This is a genomic window from Candidimonas sp. SYP-B2681, from assembly GCF_003971065.1.
Lineage (GTDB): Bacteria > Pseudomonadota > Gammaproteobacteria > Burkholderiales > Burkholderiaceae_B > Pollutimonas.
This window is the reverse complement of record NZ_RYDV01000003.1, coordinates 124,776-146,249: the sequence shown is the minus strand read 5'-3', so window position 1 is coordinate 146,249 and position 21,474 is coordinate 124,776. Positions and strand designations below refer to the sequence as shown.

Sequence of the window (21,474 nt, the reverse complement as noted above, 5' to 3'; positions counted from 1 at the left end):
CCGTGGCTGCTGTCAAAAATTCCTTACCGCGCCGCCAGTTTGATGTGGTGGTCGTAGGCGCCGGCGGTGCCGGCATGCGTTGCTCATTGCAACTGGCGCAGGCGGGCTTATCCGTCGCAGTATTAACGAAAGTATTTCCGACTCGCTCGCATACGGTCGCCGCTCAGGGCGGCGTCAGTGCATCGCTGGGCAACATGAGCGAAGACGATTGGTATTGGCATATGTACGATACCGTCAAGGGTTCCGACTGGCTCGGTGACCAGGACGCCATCGAGTTCATGTGCCGCGAAGCGCCTAATGCCGTTTACGAGCTCGAGCATTTCGGCATGCCCTTCGATCGTAATCCCGATGGCACGATCTATCAGCGTCCGTTTGGCGGCCACACGGCCAACTTCGGCGAGAAACCAGTGCAGCGCGCCTGTGCTGCGGCCGACCGCACCGGGCACGCCATGCTGCATACGCTATATCAGCGTAACGTAGCCGCACGCACGCAGTTTTTCGTCGAATGGATGGCGCTCGACCTCTTGCGTAACGACGCGGGCGATGTGCTCGGTGTTACTGCGCTCGAAATGGAAACCGGCGAAATATACGTTCTTGAAGCCAAGCAAACCGTGCTGGCTACGGGTGGAGCAGGGCGCATCTGGGCAGCTTCGACCAACGCCTTCATCAATACGGGCGACGGCCTCGGAATGGCGGCTCGGGCGGGCTTTCCTCTGCAAGACATGGAGTTCTGGCAATTCCATCCCACCGGTGTCGCCGGTGCGGGCGTACTAATTACCGAAGGTGTTCGCGGCGAAGGCGGTATTTTGCTGAACAAGGACGGCGAGCGCTTTATGGAGCGTTACGCGCCTACCCTGAAAGATCTGGCTCCGCGCGACTTTGTCTCGCGTTCCATGGACCAGGAAATCAAGGAAGGCCGAGGTTGTGGCGACGGCAGTTATGTTGTCCTGAAGCTCGACCACCTGGGTGCCGAGACTATCCAGAAACGCCTGCCATCGATCCGTGAAATCGCAATCAAATTTGCAAACGTAGATCCGATCAAGGATCCAATCCCGGTGGTACCGACCATTCACTATCAAATGGGCGGCATCCCCACCAATATCTACGGCCAGGTTGTCAGCGTTGCCGACGGCGTAACCACGCCGGTCAACGGGCTGTACGCTATTGGCGAATGTGCCGCAACGTCAGTACACGGCGCTAACCGGCTGGGCACGAACTCCTTGCTCGACTTGATCGTCTTTGGCCGTTCGGCTGGCAATCATATTGTCCAGACGCATCCCGAACGCCAGCATGCTCATCAACCGATTCCAGAATCGGCCATCGATTTCTCGCTCGACCGCATCAATAAGCTTGAATCCCGCAGCAGTGGCGAAAAAACGCAAGATGTCGGCAATGCCATCCGCGTAGCCATGCAGCATCACTGTGGTGTGTTCCGTACGATCGACCTGCTAAGCAAAGGCGTCGATGTTATTGAAAGCCTGGTGCCTCAAGTAGAAAACATCTACTTCAAAGACAAGTCTCAGGTCTTTAACACAGCTCGCATCGAAGCTCTCGAAGTGACCAACATGATCGAAGTTGCCCGCGCAACGACCAAATCGGCAGCAGCCCGCACAGAAAGCCGCGGTGCGCATGCCTTGAACGATTTTCCAGAGCGCGACGACGTGAACTGGTTGCGTCACACAATGTGGTTCTCCGAAGGCAGCCGTCTCGACTACAAGCCGGTGCAAATGAAGCCGCTAACCGTAGATAGCTTCCCGCCCAAAGCGCGGACGTTCTAAGCAGGATATCGAAATGAGTCAAAAACGCATCTTTAAATTTGAAATCTATCGCTACGATCCTGACAAGGACGAGCGCCCCTACATGCAAAAGCTCGAGGTTGAGCTTCAGCCCACTGACAAGATGCTGCTTGATGCCATCATCCGCATCAAAAACGACGTCGACGATAGCTTGGCTATCCGCCGCTCCTGCCGGGAAGGCGTATGCGGGTCCGACGCCATGAACATCAATGGCAAGAATGGTCTGGCATGCACCACGAATATGCTCGAACTGAAAGAGCCTATCGTCCTCAAGCCGCTGCCTGGCTTGCCGGTGGTGCGCGACCTGATCGTCGACATGACCCACTTTTTCAATCAGTATCATTCAATCAAGCCGTTCTTAATCAACGATCAGCCGCCGCCTGAAAAAGAACGTCTGCAAACGCCTGAAGCGCGTGACGAGCTTAACGGTCTTTACGAATGCATTCTATGTGCGTGCTGTTCCACAGCATGTCCTTCTTTCTGGTGGAATCCCGATAAGTTTGTCGGGCCTGCCGGGTTGCTGCAGGCCTACCGCTTTATTGCGGACAGCCGCGATGAAGCTACCGGCGAACGGCTCGATAACCTCGAAGATCCGTATCGTTTGTTCCGCTGCCATACCATCATGAACTGTGCCGACGTCTGTCCAAAGGGGCTGAATCCATCAGCCGCGATCGGCAAGATTAAGGAACTTCTGGTGCGCCGGACTATATAGGGTTTGGATAACCGATGAGAACGTTGTCAGAACTAGAGCGCGCCCGCCTTCGGTGGCGGGCGCGTCGGGGTTTGCTGGAAAATGATCTGATCATTACGAAATTTTTAGATCAATATGAAGCTGAACTAACCGATATCGATGTAACCGCCTTGACCTTACTGTTCGAGATGGACGACAACGAATTGCTTGATGTATTGCTTGGTCGCGAAGAATTGGGTGGCGTATATGACACGTCCGATATTCGTCGTCTGGTCACGCAAATGCAGAAGCTCTAAATTTTAAGGAAAAATGTGATGCAATTGTCAGATAAGAAAGCCACACTGTCATTTTCCGATGGCAGTGCACCGATCGAATTCCCGGTCTATGAGGGAACCGTCGGTCCTGAAGTAATCGATATTCGCAAGCTGTACGGTCAGACAGGTATGTTTACCTATGATCCGGGCTTCATGGCCACTGCTTCGTGCGAATCCGCTATTACTTACATCGATGGCGATAAAGGCGAATTGTTGTATCGCGGCTATCCTATAGACCAGCTCGCACAAAAGTGCGATTTCATGGATATCTGCTACCTGATTCTGAATGGCGATCTGCCTACCGGTACGGAAAAATCCGAATTCGATTCGCTCGTTACGCATCACACGATGGTCAACGAGCAGTTGCACTTCTTTTTACGCGGGTTCCGTCGTGATGCACATCCCATGGCGGTACTGACCGGCCTGGTCGGCGCATTGTCGGCGTTTTATCACGATTCCACTGACATCACTAACCCGTACCACCGCCATGTGTCGGCAATTCGCCTGATCGCAAAAATGCCAACCCTGGTTGCCATGGCGTACAAGTATTCGCAGGGCCAGCCGTATATTTATCCGCAGAACGACTTGTCCTACACGGGCAACTTCCTGCGCATGATGTTTGCCACGCCTTGCGAAGAGTACAAGGTCAACGAAGTGGTTGAACGCGCCCTTGATCGCATCTTCATCTTGCATGCAGATCACGAACAAAATGCGTCGACCTCTACGGTGCGTCTCTGCGGATCGTCGGGAACTAACCCTTTTGCTGCGATTGCCGCCGGTGTTGCGTGCTTGTGGGGGCCTGCTCATGGCGGTGCCAACGAAGCTTGCCTGCAAATGCTCGAAGAACTCCAGGCCAACGGCGGCATCGAGAAAGTCGGCGAGTTCATGGAGAAGGTCAAGGACAAGAATTCGGGCGTGCGCCTGATGGGTTTTGGTCACCGCGTCTACAAGAACTACGACCCGCGCGCCAAGCTCATGCAAGAAACCTGCAAAGAAGTTCTTTCAGCTTTGGGTCTGGAAAACGACCCCTTGTTCAAGCTTGCAATGGAACTGGAGCGCATCGCTCTTGAAGATCCGTATTTCGTAGAGCGCAAGCTTTACCCGAATGTCGACTTCTACTCCGGCATCGTGCAGCGCGCCATCGGCATTCCCACTTCCTTGTTTACCGCCATTTTTGCATTGGCTCGTACCGTCGGTTGGATCGCTCAATGGAATGAAATGCTTTCCGATCCTGACTACAAAATCGGCCGCCCACGCCAGTTGTACACGGGTTCGGTCACGCGTGACCTACCGGCAGATCGGGTCTAGCCTGACGGGTACAAGAAAGTAGTCGAGTAAAAAAAATGGGGCATCCAGATATCTGGATGCCCCTTTTTACTGCCCGTATGTTCTTTTAAAGCTGCTTACGTTATAGCTGTACCTGTCCTGCTTCTTGCTGGGCGTCGACAACAGCCAAGGCGGTCATGTTCACAATGCGACGCACCGTCGAGCTGGTGGTCAAAATGTGTACCGGACGTGCCGCGCCCAGCAGAACAGGGCCCATGGTCACGCCATTGCTGCCCGTCATTTTCAGCATGTTGTAGGTAATGTTCCCCGTGTCCAGGTTGGGGGTTATCAACAAGTTGGCGGGCCCCCGCAGTGTGGAGTCGGGAAATGCCTTAAGGCGTATCGTTTCCGATAAGGCAGAGTCGGCATGCATTTCGCCGTCGACTTCCAACGCAGGCGCGCGTTCGGAAATAAGTCGGCGCGCTTCGGCCATTTTGCGTGCCGATTCGGAAGGGCGGCTACCGAAATTGGAGTGCGACAACAAAGCCACCTTCGGAATCACGCCAAAACGCAGGATTTCCTCGGCAGCCTGGATGGTCATGTCGGCGATTTGCTCGGCGGTCGGATTCTCGTTTACGTGGGTATCGCAGATAAACAGGGTCTGGGTCGGAAGCATCAGGACGTTCATGGCGGCATAAGTTTCAACGCCCGGTTTCATGCCTATCACTTCTTGCACGTACTTTAGCTGGTTATCAAAACGGCTTGCAACACCGCACAGCATGGCGTCCGCATCGCCGCGCTGAAGCAATAGTGCAGCAATTAGCGAGTTATGTTTGCGAACCATTGCCTTGGCAATATCGGGAGTGACGCCGTCGCGGCCCTTCAGCTTGTAATAAGCGTTCCAGGTTTCATTGAAACGGTGGTCTTCTTCGGGATTAACGATCTCGAAATCCTGGTCGACAGTAAGGCGCAGACCGAATTTATTGATGCGCATTTCGATGACAGAAGGGCGGCCGACAAGTATGGGATACGCCAGCTTTTCGTCGACCACGGTTTGCACGGCACGCAGTACGCGTTCGTCTTCGCCATCGGCATAAATGACCCGCTTCGGGGCGCTCTTTGCCTGCATGAAAAGAGGGCGCATCAACTGGCCAGTGTGATACACCAGGCTCATCAGCTTTTGCCGGTAGGCTTCAATGTCCTCGATCGGGCGCCTTGCCACGCCCGAGTCCATCGCCGCCTGGGCCACCGCTGGCGCGATTTTGACGATCAAGCGGGGGTCGAACGGTTTCGGGATAATGTAATTGGGGCCGAAAGTGAGTTCTTGGCCCGCATAAGCCATGGCCACTTCATCGTTTTGTTCAGCCTCAGCCAGTTCCGCTATTGCCTTGACGCAGGCCAGTTTCATTTCTTCATTGATGACCGTAGCGCCGACATCCATCGCGCCGCGGAAAATGAAGGGAAAGCACAAAACGTTATTGACCTGGTTAGGATAGTCGGAACGTCCGGTGGCAACGATGCAGTCGGGGCGGGCGGCCTTCGCTACCTCAGGGCGGATTTCCGGCTCGGGGTTCGCCAGCGCCAGGATAAGCGGCTGCGGACCCATGGTTTTCATCATGTCAGGCGTCAATACACCCGGAGCCGAACAACCCAGGAAAACGTCGGCGTCGACACAGGCGTCTGCCAATGTTCGCGCATCGGTCTCTTGAGCGTAGCGCGCTTTATTGGGCTCCATGTTCTCTTCGCGGCCCTTCCAGATCACGCCACGCGAATCCACCACATAAATATTGGATAAGCGTACGCCCAGGTTAACGAGTAGATTCAGACAGGCAATTGCGGCTGCGCCTGCACCCGAGCACACCAGCTTAACGTCCTCGATTTTTTTGTTAACCACCTTCAGGCCGTTGATGATTGCTGCCGAAGAAATGATCGCGGTACCGTGCTGATCATCGTGAAACACGGGGATCTTCATGCGTTCGCGCAGTTTACGTTCGATATAAAAGCACTCAGGCGCTTTGATATCCTCGAGATTGACGCCTCCGAGGGTGGGCTCAAGCGCTGCGATAATGTCTACCAGCTTATCGGGGTCCGTTTCATCAAGTTCAATATCGAATACGTCGATTCCGGCAAATTTCTTGAACAAGCAACCTTTGCCTTCCATCACGGGCTTGGCGGCCAGGGGGCCGATATTGCCTAACCCAAGTACGGCCGTACCGTTAGTGATGACTCCGACCAGGTTGGAACGAGACGTGTATTTCGCTGCGGCGTCTTCACCTTCGGCATGGATGCTCATGCAAGCGAATGCCACACCGGGCGAATAGGCAAGCGACAGGTCGTCCTGGTTGGCCAGGGGCTTCGTGGGCATAACGGAAATCTTTCCTGGAACCGGATAAGCATGGTAGTCCAGGGCAAGCTTGGCGAGATCGTTGTTGGAATCCATTAAGGAAACTCCTGAATAGCTGAAAGAATAAAATTACGTTAATTCTGTGGTTGTGATGTCTACTTATTGTATAGACGAACGCCGTTTTTTTTGCTTGGGCAATCTCGAAGCGCTAGTGTAGTACGACTCGAAATCCCTCATGCACCCTATCTTCATAACGCAAGAAAGAAAAAGCTGCGAGAAAATTTTGTCATAAGAGCCGCTCAGACGTCGTATAAGAATTAGCTAAGTGTAAATTGTTTGTTAATGCCAACGCTTTCCGGCTTTTGGCCTGCATTTGTCCAGCTTGAGTTTGCCCCCCCTTGCTTCACGGGTATACTAGTAACAATACGGCTTATCAAGGCGTCGTACGTTGCCTTCTGCCCCGCTATCCGCTAACCGGTCTGGCCGTGTCGCGGAAGGTTGTTCCCTGCATCATAACGAGTGAGACACTCGGATAGGTGAAGCGCATATATGTCATCGGAAATAGAACTTTTAACCAATTCTTACCTGTTTGGTAGCAACGCCCCTTATGTCGAGGATTTATATGAATCCTATCTCGACAATCCAGGGTCCGTTTCAGATCAGTGGCGCGATTATTTCGATCAGCTGCAGCATCTGCCTGCCACAGACGGCCGCGAAGTAACTCGCGACCAGGCTCACGCCCCCATCATAGAATCCTTCGCACAGCGGGCAAAATCAAACGAATTTGTAGCCCGCGCACAGCAGCCCGACCTTACTGTCGCTGGCAAGCAAGTCTATGTTCAGTCGATTATTGCCGCATATCGGTCGCTAGGGTCGCGCTTCGCCGAACTCGATCCCTTGAAGCGCCAGGATCGCCCGGTCATCCCCGAGCTCGATCCCAGCTTCTATGGCTTGACCGAAGCCGATCTCGATCAGGTCTATTCGGCTACCAATACGTATTTCACCAAAGCCGACACCATGACCATGCGCGACATGCTCAAGGCCTTGCGCGATACGTATTGCCGCAGCGTCGGTGCCGAATTCATGCACATTTCCGACCCGACGGCCAAGCGTTGGATTCAGGAACGCCTGGAATCCACGCTCGGTGTGCCTTCATTTTCCACCGATCGCAAACGTCACATTCTTCAGCAAGTTACCGAGGCCGAAGGCCTAGAGCGCTTCCTGCATACCAAGTATGTGGGCCAAAAGCGCTTCTCGCTTGAAGGCGGCGAAAGTTTTATTGCATCCATGGATGAAGTCGTCGGCCATGCCGGCGACAACGGGGTCCAGGAAATCGTAGTGGGCATGGCTCACCGCGGCCGCCTGAACATGCTCGTAAACATCATGGGTAAGATGCCGGGCGATTTGTTCGCTGAATTCGAAGGTAAGCACGCTGAAGGCCTGACCGACGGGGACGTTAAATACCACAATGGCTTTTCAAGCGACTTGTCCACTCGTGGCGGTCCTGTGCATTTGTCCTTGGCATTCAATCCGTCGCACCTCGAAATCGTCAACCCGGTGGTTGAAGGCAGTGTGCGCGCTCGCCAGGACCGCCGCGGCGATAGCGTTGGTGCCCAAGTGTTACCGGTGCTGGTTCACGGCGACGCCGCCTTTGCAGGCCAGGGCGTCGTCATGGAAACCCTGAACCTTGCGCAAACGCGTGGCTATGGTACAGGCGGTACGCTGCACATCGTTATCAACAATCAGATCGGCTTTACGACTTCCGATCCGCGCGATACACGCTCCACGTTGTATTGCACCGACGTCGTCAAAATGATCGAAGCACCTGTTTTTCACGTTAACGGCGACGATCCGGAAGCTGTCGTCTACGTTACGCAGCTTGCACTCGACTATCGCATGCAGTTCCATCACGACGTTGTGGTCGATATCGTCTGCTTTCGCAAACTCGGGCACAACGAACAAGACACCCCTTCGCTTACCCAGCCGCTTATGTACAAAAGCATCGGCAAGCACCCCGGCACACGTAAAGTTTACGCCGACAAGCTGGTAACTCAGGGCGTCCTTACGGAAGCTGAATGCGACCAATTGGTAAAAGACTACCGTCAGCTCATGGAAGACGGTCAACGCACCGTTGAGCCGGTACTGACCGATTACAAGAACAAATACGCAACTGACTGGTCGTCGTTCCTGGGGGCCAAATGGACCGATCAGGCCGACACTGGCGTTCCAATCGCCGACCTTACCCGCATCGGCGAAAAGCTCACTACGGTTCCCGAAAGCTTCACCGTCCATTCGCTGGTCAACAAACTGTTGAATGACCGCCGTAATATGGCAAGGGGCGAGCAGAATGTCGATTGGGGCATGGGCGAGCATCTTGCCTTTGCTACCCTGGTCGCCAGCGGCTATGCCATTCGTATTACCGGCCAGGATTCCGGGCGCGGCACGTTTACCCACCGTCACGCCGTTCTTCATGACCAGAAACGCGAACGTTGGAACGACGGTACGTATATTCCCCTGCAGAATGTGTCGGAAAACCAAGCGCCCTTTACCGTCATCGACTCAGTCTTATCTGAAGAAGCGGTGCTGGCATTTGAATATGGCTATGCTTCGGCAGAACCTAACACCCTCACGATCTGGGAAGCGCAGTTTGGCGACTTCGTAAACGGTGCGCAGGTCGTCATCGACCAGTTCATTACCTCCGGCGAAGCCAAGTGGGGCCGTCAATGCGGCCTGACAATGATGCTTCCCCACGGTTACGAAGGTCAGGGCCCTGAGCACTCTTCCGCCCGAATCGAACGCTTCCTGCAGCTTTGCGCCGACAACAATATTCAGGTTGTCCAGCCTACCAATGGCGCGCAAATCTTCCATGTGTTGCGTCGCCAGATGATTCGTCCGTTCCGCAAGCCTCTGATTATTCTTACGCCTAAATCACTGCTGCGCAACAAAGACGCAACGTCGCCGCTGTCAGACCTTGCCAATAGTCAATTCCTACCCGTTATCGGCGAGCAAGACCAAAGCATCGATCCCGCTGCAGTCACCCGGGTTCTGGTCTGCTCGGGCAAGGTGTATTACGATATTGTGCATGCTCGCAAAGACGCGGGCCGGTCCGATGTCGCCATCCTGCGCGTTGAGCAGCTGTATCCATTCGCGCATAAGTCGTTCCAATCGGAATTGCAAAAATATACGAATGCCAAGGAAATTGTCTGGGTTCAAGACGAACCGCAGAATCAAGGCCCCTGGTTCTATATTCAGCATCATCTGTACGAGAACATGGCCGACGGTCAGCGCCTGGGCTACGCCGGACGTGCTGCTTCTGCTTCTCCGGCGGTTGGCTATCTGGCCAAGCACCAAGAGCAGCAACGAGCTCTGCTCGAGCAGGCTCTGGCGCCGAAATTCAAAAGCTTCATGCTGACCAAATAACGAATACTTTTCAAAAACGGAATACATACTATGGCTATTACTGATGTTCTCGTTCCACAGCTTTCAGAATCGATTTCCGAAGCTACTCTCCTTACCTGGAAGAAGCAGCCCGGTGAAGCGGTCGAGGCCGACGAGATTCTGATCGAAGTGGAAACAGACAAAGTGGTCCTGGAAGTTCCTGCGCCGTCGTCCGGCGTACTGAAGGAAATAGTCAAAGGCGATGGCAGTACAGTAGTCGCTGGTGAAGTTCTCGCGCGTATCGATAGCGAAGGCAAGGCAGCTGCAGCGGCGGCGCCTGCTGCCGCTGCAGCTGCGCCGGCCGCTACATCGGTCGCAGCCGCTCCTGCTGCAACGGTCGGTTCGGCGGTTACGTCTCCTGCCGCAGGCAAGATACTGGCCGAAAAAGGCGTTGATCCTGCTTCCGTCGAAGGCTCCGGACGTGCTGGCCGTATCACCAAAGGTGATGCGCTGGCCGCAAATATCGCTCCTGCCAAGAAGGCGGCTGCTCCAGTCGCTCCTGCCACCTTGTCGCTCGATGGCCGTCCTGAACAGCGCGTACCCATGAGCCGTTTGCGTGCCCGCGTTGCTGAACGTCTTCTGCAGTCGCAAGCCGACAATGCCATTCTTACGACGTTCAATGAAGTGAATATGCAGGGCATTCTCGATCTGCGCAAAAAATACAAAGACCAGTTCGAGAAAGAGCACGGCGTGAAGCTTGGATTCACATCGTTCTTTGTCAAGGCAGCTGTTGCAGCCCTGAAGAAGTACCCGGTGGTCAATGCTTCAGTAGATGGCAAGGACGTCATTTACCATGGTTACTTCGATATCGGTATTGCGGTGGGCAGCCCGCGCGGTCTCGTTGTTCCTATCTTGCGTAATGCCGACCAAATGTCGATTGCCGACATCGAGAAACAAATCGCCGATTTCGGCAACCGTGCACGCGATGGCAAGCTGACGCTTGAAGAACTCACCGGCGGCACGTTCTCGATTTCGAATGGTGGTGTGTTCGGCTCGATGTTGTCCACGCCTATCATCAATCCTCCTCAGTCGGCTATCCTGGGTATTCATGCCACCAAAGATCGCGCAGTCGTCGAAAACGGCCAGATCGTGATTCGTCCCATGAATTATCTGGCGATGTCTTACGACCATCGCATTATCGATGGCCGTGAAGCAGTATTGGCCTTGGTGGCTATCAAAGAAGCGCTCGAAGATCCACAACGCCTGCTGCTGGACGTCTAAGCATGCAGGTGACGGCGTAGAAAAACTCCCGGCAAGCGTATCTTTCAACGGGACACGCTAGCCGGGGTTTTTTTTGAGTGTCTCCTTTCGTCGTGGAAGCGGGCCTGCACCGCGCCGTCGCTTCCCCTGAGTCGCGAGCTCGTTTGCCGGGCTTGCACCAACACTATCTAGATCGAGAAAAACATGGCTAAACAATTTGACGTTGTCGTCATCGGGGCAGGTCCCGGTGGATACATTGCAGCAATCCGCGCTGCACAGCTTGGCATGAACGTGGCATGTATTGATGCCTGGAGCAATGACCAGGGCAAGCCAGCGCCCGGCGGCACCTGCACGAATGTAGGGTGCATTCCTTCCAAGGCGTTGTTGCAATCCTCGGAACACTACGACCAGGCCAACCATCACTTTGCCGAGCACGGCATCCAGATCAAAGGCATCGAGCTCAAGCTTGATACCTTGGTCGGCCGCAAGGATACCGTCGTTAAACAAAACAACGATGGCATTCTTTATCTGTTCAAGAAGAACAAAGTCACTTTCTTCCACGGCACTGGCTCTTTCGCAGCTTATGTAGACGGCGGCTGGTCCATCAAAGTATCCGGCACATCCGACGAAGACCTCGTTGCCAAACACGTGATCATCGCTACTGGGTCGTCGCCACGCGCACTGCCCGGATTGCCCTTCGATGAAACGCAGGTTCTCTCTAATGATGGTGCGCTTCGCATCCCCGCTGTGCCGAAGAAGCTTGCCGTCATCGGCGCAGGCGTTATTGGCCTTGAACTGGGCAGCGTATGGCGCCGTTTGGGCGCAGAAGTTACCATCCTGGAAGCTATGCCAGAATTCCTGGCTGTAGCGGATCAGCAAGTCGCCAAAGAGGCACAGAAGGCCTTCGCTAAACAAGGGCTGGTCATTCATACCGGCGTAAAAATCGGCGAAGTGAAGTCAACTGCCAAATCGGTGACCGTACCTTATACAGACGCTTCCGGAGCTGAGCAAAAGCTTGTGGCTGACAAGATTATTGTTTCCATTGGTCGGGTTCCGCACGTCGAAGGACTGGGCGTCGAAACGGTTGGCCTGAAGCTCGACGAACGTGGTTTCATTGCGGTCGACGACGACTGCATGACCAACCTGCCCAACGTATGGGCCGTAGGCGACGTAGTACGGGGCCCCATGCTTGCACACAAGGCTGAAGAAGAAGGGGTGGCGGTTGCCGAGCGTATTTCGGGGCAGCACAGCCATGTGAACTTCGGCACCATCCCTTCCGTCATCTACACCTCGCCGGAAATTGCCTGGGTCGGCAAGAACGAACAGCAACTTAAAACTGAAGGCCGCGACTATAAGGCGGGAAGCTTTCCCTTCATGGCGAATGGCCGGGCGCGTGCTTTGGGCGACACAACGGGTTTCGTGAAGATACTAGCCGATGCGAAAACCGACGAAGTTCTGGGGGTGCACATTATCGGACCGATGGCTTCCGAGCTCATTTCCGAAGCAGTGACCATCATGGAGTTCCGTGGTGCAGCTGAAGACATCGCACGGATCTGCCATGCACATCCCACCTTGTCCGAGGCCATGAAAGAAGCCGCCCTGGCGGTTGACAAACGCACGCTTAATTTCTAATTGTCTATTTTGCGCATAGCGTGACCTGATGAAGGGCGGGCAATGACTCGCCCTTCATCGTTATACGAGTCGGTTTATGAATGTCCTTAAGTATTACCACCATGCCTTGCAGGAACGCGGATATGAATGCGATGAAGCGCAATTGGCCGCTATCGAGCGCTTGCAAGTGTATTTTGATGAATGGATGGACTTCAAGAAGGCTCGGTCTTCGTCGCTGAAGAAGATATTCAGACGACCTGATGTCCCACGCGGCGTCTATCTTTGGGGCGGAGTCGGCCGCGGAAAAAGCTTTCTGATGGATGCTTTTTACCTGACCGTCCCCGTCAGGCGCAAGACACGCCTGCATTTTCATGAATTCATGCGCGGTGTCCACCGCGAGCTCGGCGAAGTGCGCGGACAGCAAGATCCTCTGGACGAAGTGGCTCGACGTATCTCCAAGCGCTATCGCCTGATTTGCTTCGACGAATTCCATGTCTCGGACGTTGCCGACGCCATGATACTTTACCGGCTTTTGCTCAAGTTGTTCGAGTATGGCACTTCATTTGTCATGACATCAAATTACGAACCCTCTACCTTGTATCCTGACGGACTGCACCGTGACCGTATCCTTCCGGCGATCAAGCTGATTCAGGAAAGAATGGACATACTGAACGTGGATGTCGGTGTGGATTATCGCCGGCGAGCCCTCGAACAAGTGCGTATGTACCTTACGCCCATTACTGCGGAAACCACCAAGCAACTGCAGGAGGATTTCGATCGCTTATCGGATACGGCGCCCATCAAGCCTGTATTGCTTGTCGAACACCGGGAACTAAAGGCGATTGCCCTGGCGGGCAATATTGTATGGTTCGATTTTGCGACGCTATGTGGCGGCCCGCGTTCCCAGAACGACTATCTTGATCTGGCCAGTCGCTTCCACACCGTGATACTTTCTGACGTCCCGCGCATGGGCGCTCGAGACGCATCCGAGGCGCGCCGTTTCACCTGGCTGATCGATGTGTTCTACGACCATAAGGTCAAGCTCATCATGTCGGCTGAATGCGAAGCCGATGAGCTTTATACTGAAGGCCCTATGTCCAACGAGTTTCACCGTACGGTATCCCGCATCACCGAGATGCAGTCGCGTGAATACCTCGAGTCCGAACGGCGCGAGGCGGTTACTTTGTAAGCGCCAATGCGCTCGGCAAGAGCAGTGCCTATTTTGCAACCCGTTTATTTTGGCGATCTATGAATACCCGCGTATTAACTGGTATTACCACCTCAGGAACTCCTCATTTAGGTAACTACGCCGGGGCGATCAGGCCGTCGATCCAGGCCAGCAAATTGCCTGGGGTCGATGCGTTTTATTTTATGGCCGATTATCATGCGCTGATCAAATGCGATGATCCACAGCGGATTGCCCGTTCGCGTCTGGAAATAGCCGCCACCTGGCTCGCTGCGGGCCTTGATCCCGACAAGGTGACTTTCTATCGGCAGTCTGACATTCCCGAGATTCCAGAATTGTGCTGGATGCTGACCTGTGTGACGGCCAAAGGACTGATGAATCGCGCTCATGCCTATAAGGCATCCGTCGATCAGAACGTCGCCAGGCAGGTCGATCCCGACGACGGTATCAACATGGGTTTATTTTCGTATCCCATATTGATGGCAGCCGACATCTTGATGTTCAATGCCAACAAAGTGCCAGTAGGCCGCGACCAGATTCAGCATCTGGAAATGACGCGCGACATTGCACAGCGCTTCAATCATTTATATGGCCAGGGTACGGATTTTTTTGTCTTGCCGGAAGTGCAGATCGATGACGACGTCGCGACATTGCCTGGCCTGGACGGTCGGAAAATGTCCAAGAGTTACGACAACACTATTCCTTTATTTGAAGGCGGGGCAAAGGCACTACGCTCGGCAGTCAAGCGGATTGTGACCGATTCCCGAGAGCCCGGTGAGGCCAAAGACGCTGAAGGATCGCATCTGTATACCATTTACCGCGCATTTGCTACGCCCGCCGAATCCGCAGCATTTCGTCAACGGCTGGAAGCCGGACTGGCTTGGGGCGAAGCCAAAGACGTGCTCTCGGAGCGAATCGAGCGAGATCTTGCGCCTATGCGCGAGCAGTATTCGAGCCTTATTGCGCAGCCTGACCGAATCGAAGACATCCTGCAAGCAGGTGCCGCCAAGGCGCGCAGCCTCTCACAACCATTTATAGCGCGCCTACGAGAAGCGGTCGGTCTGCGAACCGTGGTAAGTTCAGCGGCAAGCAAACATGCAGGCGCGGCTGAGCCTAAAGCGGCGGGCAAGCGTGCCCGGTTCGTCAGCTTCCGAGACGAGGCCGGCAAGTTCCGTTTCCGCCTCCTGAGCGCAGAGGGAGCCGAACTTTTATTATCGGAAGCCTTTGATAACCCCAAAGAAATCGGGGCGGTTACCAAAGCGTTGCAGGATCCACCTTTCACCAGCCTGGTTACCGAGGAAAACGGAATGGTGCTCGTCAGTGTTTCCGGCGCAACGGTAGCCCGTTTTCCATCTTCCCGGTTCGCATGCATACAGGACGCCATTGGGGAGCTGGGCCAGGCCTAAGCCTTTTTGACCAGACTCGCTACTGCTTAGGCGCGACTACCGGCAGGGTGGCGGTGGCGCCTGCTGCCGGGCTACTCGCTTGTCTTGCGCGAGACCATTCTATTGGCAGCGCTCGGCATGCAGGTCCAGTTCTTTGCACAAGGAAAGAATTTCGGCGGTTTTCTCTCGATGCACCAGGATCACCTGGAAGTCATGTGTATAGCTCTCGCCAAAGCTGATCAAGCAATATTTGGCATGATGCATCTGCAACTGCCGGTCGACCCATTCATAGTAGTCAGAAATGGTCTCGAAACTGTTGTTGTCGTACGGATACTCTGGCAGTGCGGGATGCTCGAATGCATCGATGATTTGTTCATACAGTTCGTCAACGGTATCTGCAACGGCGAAATAGTCCTCTAGCTCGACAAAAATGATGAAGGCGGTCGCGCCCTTCGGGTCGTATTGTGCGACCTTGGCAGCATCCGGGCCATAATTGTCTTTCAGTGCTTTGGCAGGATCGCTTCGTGCCTGAAGGCAGATGTTCACGATTCGGCTTGTTTCGTGCTCGTCAAGGTCGCCGCAGGAAAGCAGCCCGATAAGCGTCGCAAGCTTCAAGGAATAGGACGGTTCAGGTTCGGTAGTCATACGGCCCTATTTTCGTAGTTTGGCAAAGGCGGCGGCCATTGCACCTGGCGCTGAAGTGGCAGATTCGGCGGGACGTTTTGAAGAATTGTGACGTGACACGGCGGGACCTGAAGGGCGCCGGTCCGACGTCGAGCGACGAACAGGCGCCGCATCGTCGTTCAGGCGCAGGGTTAGACCGATACGCTTGCGCGCTGCATCGACCTCCTGAACTTTCACCTTGACAGTCTGGCCGACGCGCACGACGTCGCGCGGATCTTTAATGAAGGTGTCCGATAGGGCCGAAATATGCACGAGTCCATCCTGGTGTACGCCAATGTCTACAAAAGCTCCGAAATTCGCCACGTTAGTCACTACGCCTTCCAGAATCATTCCCGCATGCAAATCGTTAATGGTATTGACGCCTTCTTTGAATTGCGCCGTCTTGAATTCCGGACGAGGATCGCGTCCCGGCTTTTCAAGCTCGGAAAAAATGTCCTTAACTGTGGGCAGGCCGAAACGGTCGTCAGTGAATTCTGATGGGGAAATTCCTTTAAGGGCTCCTTGCTGTCCCATGATCTGGCGCGCATCTGCCTTGATTTTCGCCAGAATGCGTTCGACGACTGGATAGGCCTCGGGGTGAACCGATGAGGCATCGAGGGGATTATCGCCGTCTCGAACGCGCAGGAATCCGGCGGCCTGCTCGAATGCCTTGTCGCCGAAGCGCGGCACCTTGAGTAAGGATTTCCGGTTAGGGAAGGCGCCGTTTTCGTCACGCCAACTTACAATGTTTTTGGCCAACAACGAGCTAAGCCCCGACACGCGGGTCAGCAGTGGCGCGGATGCGGTATTTACGTCGACCCCTACGGCATTAACGCAGTCTTCGATTACGGCGTCTAGCGATCGGGCTAGTTCGCGTTGGTTAACGTCGTGTTGATATTGGCCTACACCAATCGCCTTGGGCTCGATTTTGACCAGTTCGGCGAGCGGGTCCTGAAGGCGGCGAGCAATGGAGACCGCTCCTCTCAGACTTACATCCAGGTCCGGGAATTCGTGTGCGGCAAGTTCGGAAGCCGAATACACAGATGCGCCGGCTTCCGAGACGATTACTTTAGTAAGGCTGATTCCAGGATGCTTTTCCAGCATGTCGGTGACGAGCTTTTCTGTTTCACGCGAGGCCGTACCGTTTCCAATGGCGACGAGTTCAATCTGATGCTTCACGACCATTGCGGCGAGGCTGCGGATGCTTCCATCGCGGTCCCGGCGTGGTTCGAACGGATAAATAGTTGCCGTGTCCAGCAGTTTGCCGGTCGCGTCAATCGCAGCAGCTTTGACGCCGGTGCGTATGCCCGGATCGAGCCCCAGTACCGACTTCGGGCCGGCCGGTGCTGCCAACAGCAAGTCCTTCAAATTGGCTGCAAAAACCCGGATAGCCTCTTGTTCTGCGGTTTCACGCAGGCGTCCGATAAGCTCGGATTCGAATGCAGTCAATAACTTGACTCGCCAGGTCCAGCGGCAGACTTCTCCAAGCCAGCGCGAACGAGGGGGGGCATCTGCTGAAAAAGCTGCGCCAATTTTTAGAAAATCCGCAACGCGCACCACGCAAGGATGCGGCACTTGAGCTTCCAATTCCGTTTCCAGGCCTATGCGGATGTCCAGAGAACCTTGTTGCCGGCCCCGCAATAAGGCCAGAATTCGATGAGAGGGAAGTGAGCGTAAGGGTTCGTTAAAGTCGAACCAGTCGCGGAAATTGTCACCTTCGTTTTCTTTACCTTCAACGACTTTGGAATAAAGCAGTGCGGTCTTCCAAAGGTGATCGCGCATATTCGCCAGCAAGTCGGCGTTTTCTGCATACCGCTCTGCAAGTATGTCTCGTGCTCCGTCCAAAGCGGCCTTCACGTCAGGGACGGCCGCCTCTGGATTCAGGTAGGCCTCGGCCAGGACAGCGGGGTCGCAAGCCGAATCGGCGATAATGGCGTCAGCGAGAGGCTCTAGGCCCGCTTCACGTGCAATCTGGGCACGGGTGCGCCGTTTGGGTTTATAAGGGGCGTATAAGTCTTCCAGCCGTTGCTTGGTATCGGCCGCATTGATTTCGTGGTGCAGCTCGGGGCTGAGCTTTCGCTGTTGCTCAATCGATTCAAGAATGGCGGTCCGCCTGGATTCCAGTTCGCGAATGTATAGCAAACGCACTTCGAGGTTGCGCAATACGGTATCGTCAAGGCCGCCTGTGGCCTCTTTGCGATATCGAGCAATGAATGGAACAGTTGCGCCTCCGTCCAGCAAATCTACTGTGGCAGCGACCTGCGTGGCACGTACATTAAGCTCGTTAGCCAGCAAGGCGACAATGCGGGCGGGATCCGCTCCGTGAATAGCGGAGACGGTTTTTGCTTGAACAGAGGTATCAGTCATGGGTCCATCATAAAAACGTAAATCACGCGGCGAATTTTGCCACAAGCAGACGCCGCTCTGGAATTACCCGAGTATCATCCCGTGTAGCTTCTTAATCGATTGTAAGACTCTACACCAATAGATCTATCATAATTGATCGCGCTGTAGCATCCCGCTTGCTGACCTTACTATTTTTTCTATCCCTCCTTCGGGCGGGCAACCCCGTATCCTCGTCCAATGCTTTTGCAAGAACTTTCCGATATCTTTGCCGCCGATGGTCCCATTGCGAAGGCCATGCCCGACTATCGCCCACGCCAGGCTCAACTCGAACTGGCGCAGGCCATCGAAGAAACTCTGCGCGACCATTCAACTTTGATTGCCGAGGCGGGTACCGGCACGGGCAAAACATGGGCCTATCTGGTGCCAGCATTTTTGAGTGGCAGCAAAGTATTGGTATCTACCGGAACGCGGACTCTACAGGACCAGCTCTTTCGGCGCGATCTTCCTCGCTTGCGCAAAGCCTTGGCGCTACCCATCAGCGTCGCCCTGCTGAAAGGAAGGGGCAATTACGTATGTCCTTATCACCTTGAGCGCCTGTCGGGAGATGACCGGGCTTTGAAGTCGCGCGCCGAAATCAGTCAGTTGAGGCATATTCAGATTTTTGCACAGCAATCCAAAACCGGTGACAAAAGCGATCTTGCGCAGGTTCCCGAAGATGCCGATATCTGGAACCGGGTCACTTCGACCCGGGAAAATTGCCTGGGTCAGGAATGTCCTCATGTGCGTGACTGTTTTGTACTGAAGGCACGACGCCAGGCCCAGGAGGCGGATCTGGTTGTCGTGAACCATGCCTTGTTCATGGCCGATCTGGCCCTGCGCGAAGAGGGTATTACCGATCTTTTACCGACCGTCGAATTGGTCGTTTTCGACGAGGCTCATCAGCTCCCCGACATTGCGACCCGGTTTCTTGGGTCCAGCGTGTCTTCGCACCAGTTGCTCGACCTTGCCCGCACTGCAGAAGCCGCGGGGCTAGCGTATGCCCGCGAATCGACCAACTGGAGCGAGGTCGGTAAAAAAATCGAACACGCAGCGCGCGAACTGCGCCTGACCGCGGCACCTATCGATAAATTGCCGGGGCGCAAGGCGACCTTTCAGGCTATACCGAACGCCGCGGAGTTCGATGCGGCACTGTCGGCTTTGCTGGACGTGCTTGACACCAGTTCTGCATTATTGGGCATTGTCAGCGAAAAACACCCCGACCTGGCGGCTGTGTCGAAAACGTGCCTGGATATCCGGGCCAAACTGTACCAATGGAGTCAGCCCGACAGGCAAGGCAACAATGCCCTGAAGCCGACAAAGGAAAATGCGCCATCGGCCGACAACGATGCGAGTGCCGCCGTTCGGTGGGTCGAACACAGCCTGCACCATATGCGCCTGCACAGTGCTCCGTTGTCGGTGGCTCAGATATTTTCCCGATACCGGGGCAAGGATCAGGCCTGGGTGCTTACCTCGGCCACTTTGTCAGTCCATGGCGATTTTGGACATTTCTTGCGCCAGCTCGGCCTATGGGACGCTAGGACTGAAACCTGGAGTTCGCCTTTCGATTACGCCGGGCAGGGGGTGTTATACGTACCCAAGAATATGCCCTTACCAAGCGAGCGGAACTTCAACGAGAAGTTTGTTGGAACCCTCCTGCCCTTGATCAGGGTGTCCTCCGGAGGAGTGCTGGTTCTGTGCACAACCTTACGAGCAGTCGACCGCATCGCTGAACTGTTGCAGGAACACTTTGAAGACGAGGACATTGATCGCGTACTGTTGCGGCAAGGCGAAAGTTCGCGCGGCGCGTTGCTGGAGCGCTTTCGTGCTTCGAAGAACGCCGTGCTGGTCGGCAGCGCCAGCTTCTGGGAGGGTATCGATGTCCCGGGCGATGCATTGACTCTGGTTGCTATCGACAAACTTCCTTTTGCACCGCCCGACGATCCGGTCCTCGAGGCGCGCTTGAACCTTTGCCGTAACCAAGGGGGTAATCCCTTCATGGAATACCAGGTCCCCGAGGCCGCAATCGCACTGAAGCAAGGTGCGGGACGTCTGATCCGTTCCGAACGTGACTGGGGGGTGCTGATGGTGGCCGACATGCGTATTGTCGAGAAACCCTATGGCAAGCTGTTATGGCGTGGCTTGCCACCTTTCGCCCGCACCCGGGAGCCCGAGCAGATATTGGCGTTCATTAAAAGAAAACAGGTCCCGCAGGACCTGTGTAATACCGATGCTTCAGATGGGTGACGAGGCCTGTTGCCCCGACCGATCTGTGGAGCAGCGCCTACGCCAGATTCGGGCAATGGCTTATTAGAACCAGTTGATCGGATTCCAAGGATTAACCTTCTCGGCGAGCCCCTCTTCGTAATACTTGGTATTGGGAAAATTCGTATCCAGTACGCGCTTGGTATCATCTCGAAGCTCTGTCATGCCTAGCTTGTCGTACGATAAGTAAACGATATACAGCGCCCGCTCGGCTACCGGTACTCCCTGGAAATCGGTAATAACCGTTTGGGCGCGATTGACCGCTGCAACATAGGCGCCACGCGTGAAATAGTATTCGGCCACGTGTACTTCGTTGCGGGAGATCGTGTCGACCAGCCAGGTGACGCGTTTCTTGGCATCAGCGGTGTAACGGCTGTCGGGATAGCGTTTGATCAGCTCGTTGAACGATTCGTACGATTCGCGCAGGCCCTTGGGGTCGCGTTCGCTGGGATCCTGTCGCGTAAACTTCGTAAAGGCTGCACTGGGCGGCGTGAAAGTAATCAAGCCCTTCAAGTACAGCATGTAATCGGTTCCGGGATGATTGGGATACTGCTGCTGGAATCGGTCGATAGCTGCCAGGGCCTGTTCCGGTTCTTCATCTTTCCAGTTGATATAGGCCTGATCGATCAGCGACTGCTGGGCATAGCCCCCAAAGGGGTAGCGGGCTTCAACCGCTTCAAGGCGGGTGCGGGCATCTTTCCAGTTGCCGGCGCTAATTTCGGAGCGTGCATCCTGATAAAGCCGCTCAGCGGTCCAGCCAGCGGTTGGGTCCTGTTCACCCTTCATTGTGCCGCAGCCGGCTATCAGCGCGACAGCGACGAGGGCGAGAACGGCGTGACTTAACCGCTTCACGCTGGAAAATCGAAATAGATTGAGGTCAAGACGAGTCACAAAAGCATCCTTGGTGTTAGCATTGCAGGCTGATTATATGAT

General features: G+C 54.8%; 14 protein-coding genes. 10 read left to right on the top strand and 4 right to left on the bottom strand.

Annotation, left to right across the window (positions count from 1 at the left end):
- Positions 1–2 precede the first annotated feature (2 nt).
- Genes sdhA through gltA form a run of 4 tightly spaced genes read left to right on the top strand, consistent with a single transcriptional unit; the run spans position 3 to position 4,109 of the window.
- Positions 3–1,778, top strand: coding sequence for a succinate dehydrogenase flavoprotein subunit (gene sdhA, locus EKL30_RS07955; RefSeq protein WP_126706694.1), 1,776 nt, complete (start codon positions 3–5; stop codon positions 1,776–1,778).
- A gap of 13 nt (positions 1,779–1,791) precedes the next feature.
- Entirely contained in the window at positions 1,792–2,508 is a 717-nt protein-coding gene (locus EKL30_RS07950; protein WP_126706693.1) for a succinate dehydrogenase iron-sulfur subunit, read from the top strand.
- Between the two features lie 14 nt (positions 2,509–2,522).
- Positions 2,523–2,783 carry a succinate dehydrogenase assembly factor 2 gene (locus EKL30_RS07945; RefSeq protein WP_126706692.1) on the top strand — a complete coding sequence of 87 codons (261 nt, stop codon included), beginning with the start codon at positions 2,523–2,525 and terminating at the stop codon, positions 2,781–2,783.
- A gap of 18 nt (positions 2,784–2,801) precedes the next feature.
- Positions 2,802–4,109, top strand: coding sequence for a citrate synthase (gene gltA / locus EKL30_RS07940; RefSeq protein ID WP_126706691.1), 1,308 nt, complete (start codon positions 2,802–2,804; stop codon positions 4,107–4,109).
- A gap of 100 nt (positions 4,110–4,209) precedes the next feature.
- On the opposite strand, the gene EKL30_RS07935 is transcribed toward gltA, so the two are convergent.
- Positions 4,210–6,507, bottom strand: a complete 2,298-nt coding sequence (locus EKL30_RS07935) for an NADP-dependent malic enzyme (protein ID WP_126706690.1) — start codon at positions 6,505–6,507, stop codon at positions 4,210–4,212.
- Positions 6,508–6,960: 453 nt separating this feature from the next.
- On the opposite strand from EKL30_RS07935, the gene EKL30_RS07930 reads away from it, so the two are divergent.
- The 5 genes from EKL30_RS07930 to EKL30_RS07910 all read left to right on the top strand — a co-directional run bounded on the left by EKL30_RS07930 (position 6,961) and on the right by EKL30_RS07910 (position 15,252).
- On the top strand, positions 6,961–9,831 hold the full coding sequence (locus EKL30_RS07930) for a 2-oxoglutarate dehydrogenase E1 component (protein ID WP_126706689.1): 2,871 nt from the start codon (positions 6,961–6,963) through the stop codon (positions 9,829–9,831).
- Positions 9,832–9,861: 30 nt separating this feature from the next.
- Positions 9,862–11,070 carry a 2-oxoglutarate dehydrogenase complex dihydrolipoyllysine-residue succinyltransferase gene (gene odhB / locus EKL30_RS07925; protein ID WP_126706688.1) on the top strand — a complete coding sequence of 403 codons (1,209 nt, stop codon included), beginning with the start codon at positions 9,862–9,864 and terminating at the stop codon, positions 11,068–11,070.
- Between the two features lie 183 nt (positions 11,071–11,253).
- Positions 11,254–12,681 carry a dihydrolipoyl dehydrogenase gene (gene lpdA / locus EKL30_RS07920; protein WP_126706687.1) on the top strand — a complete coding sequence of 476 codons (1,428 nt, stop codon included), beginning with the start codon at positions 11,254–11,256 and terminating at the stop codon, positions 12,679–12,681.
- 76 nt (positions 12,682–12,757) lie between these two features.
- Positions 12,758–13,849 carry a cell division protein ZapE gene (gene zapE / locus EKL30_RS07915; RefSeq protein ID WP_126706686.1) on the top strand — a complete coding sequence of 364 codons (1,092 nt, stop codon included), beginning with the start codon at positions 12,758–12,760 and terminating at the stop codon, positions 13,847–13,849.
- A 59-nt stretch (positions 13,850–13,908) separates the two neighbouring features.
- The gene (locus tag EKL30_RS07910; protein ID WP_126706685.1) at positions 13,909–15,252 is read left to right on the top strand and encodes a tryptophan--tRNA ligase; all 1,344 of its coding nucleotides are present in this window, start codon (positions 13,909–13,911) and stop codon (positions 15,250–15,252) included.
- 99 nt (positions 15,253–15,351) lie between these two features.
- On the opposite strand, the gene EKL30_RS07905 is transcribed toward EKL30_RS07910, so the two are convergent.
- Positions 15,352–15,876: a hypothetical protein gene (locus tag EKL30_RS07905; protein ID WP_126706684.1), complete on the bottom strand. Its 525-nt coding sequence runs from the start codon at positions 15,874–15,876 to the stop codon at positions 15,352–15,354.
- Between the two features lie 6 nt (positions 15,877–15,882).
- Positions 15,883–18,261, bottom strand: coding sequence for a Tex family protein (locus tag EKL30_RS07900; protein ID WP_126706683.1), 2,379 nt, complete (start codon positions 18,259–18,261; stop codon positions 15,883–15,885).
- Between the two features lie 216 nt (positions 18,262–18,477).
- Here EKL30_RS07900 and EKL30_RS07895 point away from each other — a divergent pair, with 216 nt between their 5' ends.
- On the top strand, positions 18,478–20,523 hold the full coding sequence (locus EKL30_RS07895; RefSeq protein ID WP_126706682.1) for an ATP-dependent DNA helicase: 2,046 nt from the start codon (positions 18,478–18,480) through the stop codon (positions 20,521–20,523).
- Positions 20,524–20,586: 63 nt separating this feature from the next.
- On the opposite strand, the gene EKL30_RS07890 is transcribed toward EKL30_RS07895, so the two are convergent.
- The gene (locus EKL30_RS07890) at positions 20,587–21,432 is read right to left on the bottom strand and encodes an outer membrane protein assembly factor BamD (protein ID WP_126706681.1); all 846 of its coding nucleotides are present in this window, start codon (positions 21,430–21,432) and stop codon (positions 20,587–20,589) included.
- Between the last annotated feature and the right edge of the window lie 42 nt (positions 21,433–21,474).

Bases quoted from the DNA above. Each gene is read 5' to 3' on its own strand.
- EKL30_RS07950 (WP_126706693.1), top strand. From the start codon at position 1,792: ATGAGTCAAAAACGCATCTTTAAATTTGAAATCTATCGCTACGATCCT.
- EKL30_RS07945 (WP_126706692.1), top strand. From the start codon at position 2,523: ATGAGAACGTTGTCAGAACTAGAGCGCGCCCGCCTTCGGTGGCGGGCG.
- gltA (WP_126706691.1), top strand. From the start codon at position 2,802: ATGCAATTGTCAGATAAGAAAGCCACACTGTCATTTTCCGATGGCAGT.
- EKL30_RS07935 (WP_126706690.1), bottom strand. From the start codon at position 6,507: ATGGATTCCAACAACGATCTCGCCAAGCTTGCCCTGGACTACCATGCT.
- EKL30_RS07930 (WP_126706689.1), top strand. From the start codon at position 6,961: ATGTCATCGGAAATAGAACTTTTAACCAATTCTTACCTGTTTGGTAGC.
- odhB (WP_126706688.1), top strand. From the start codon at position 9,862: ATGGCTATTACTGATGTTCTCGTTCCACAGCTTTCAGAATCGATTTCC.
- lpdA (WP_126706687.1), top strand. From the start codon at position 11,254: ATGGCTAAACAATTTGACGTTGTCGTCATCGGGGCAGGTCCCGGTGGA.
- zapE (WP_126706686.1), top strand. From the start codon at position 12,758: ATGAATGTCCTTAAGTATTACCACCATGCCTTGCAGGAACGCGGATAT.
- EKL30_RS07910 (WP_126706685.1), top strand. From the start codon at position 13,909: ATGAATACCCGCGTATTAACTGGTATTACCACCTCAGGAACTCCTCAT.
- EKL30_RS07905 (WP_126706684.1), bottom strand. From the start codon at position 15,876: ATGACTACCGAACCTGAACCGTCCTATTCCTTGAAGCTTGCGACGCTT.
- EKL30_RS07900 (WP_126706683.1), bottom strand. From the start codon at position 18,261: ATGACTGATACCTCTGTTCAAGCAAAAACCGTCTCCGCTATTCACGGA.
- EKL30_RS07895 (WP_126706682.1), top strand. From the start codon at position 18,478: ATGCTTTTGCAAGAACTTTCCGATATCTTTGCCGCCGATGGTCCCATT.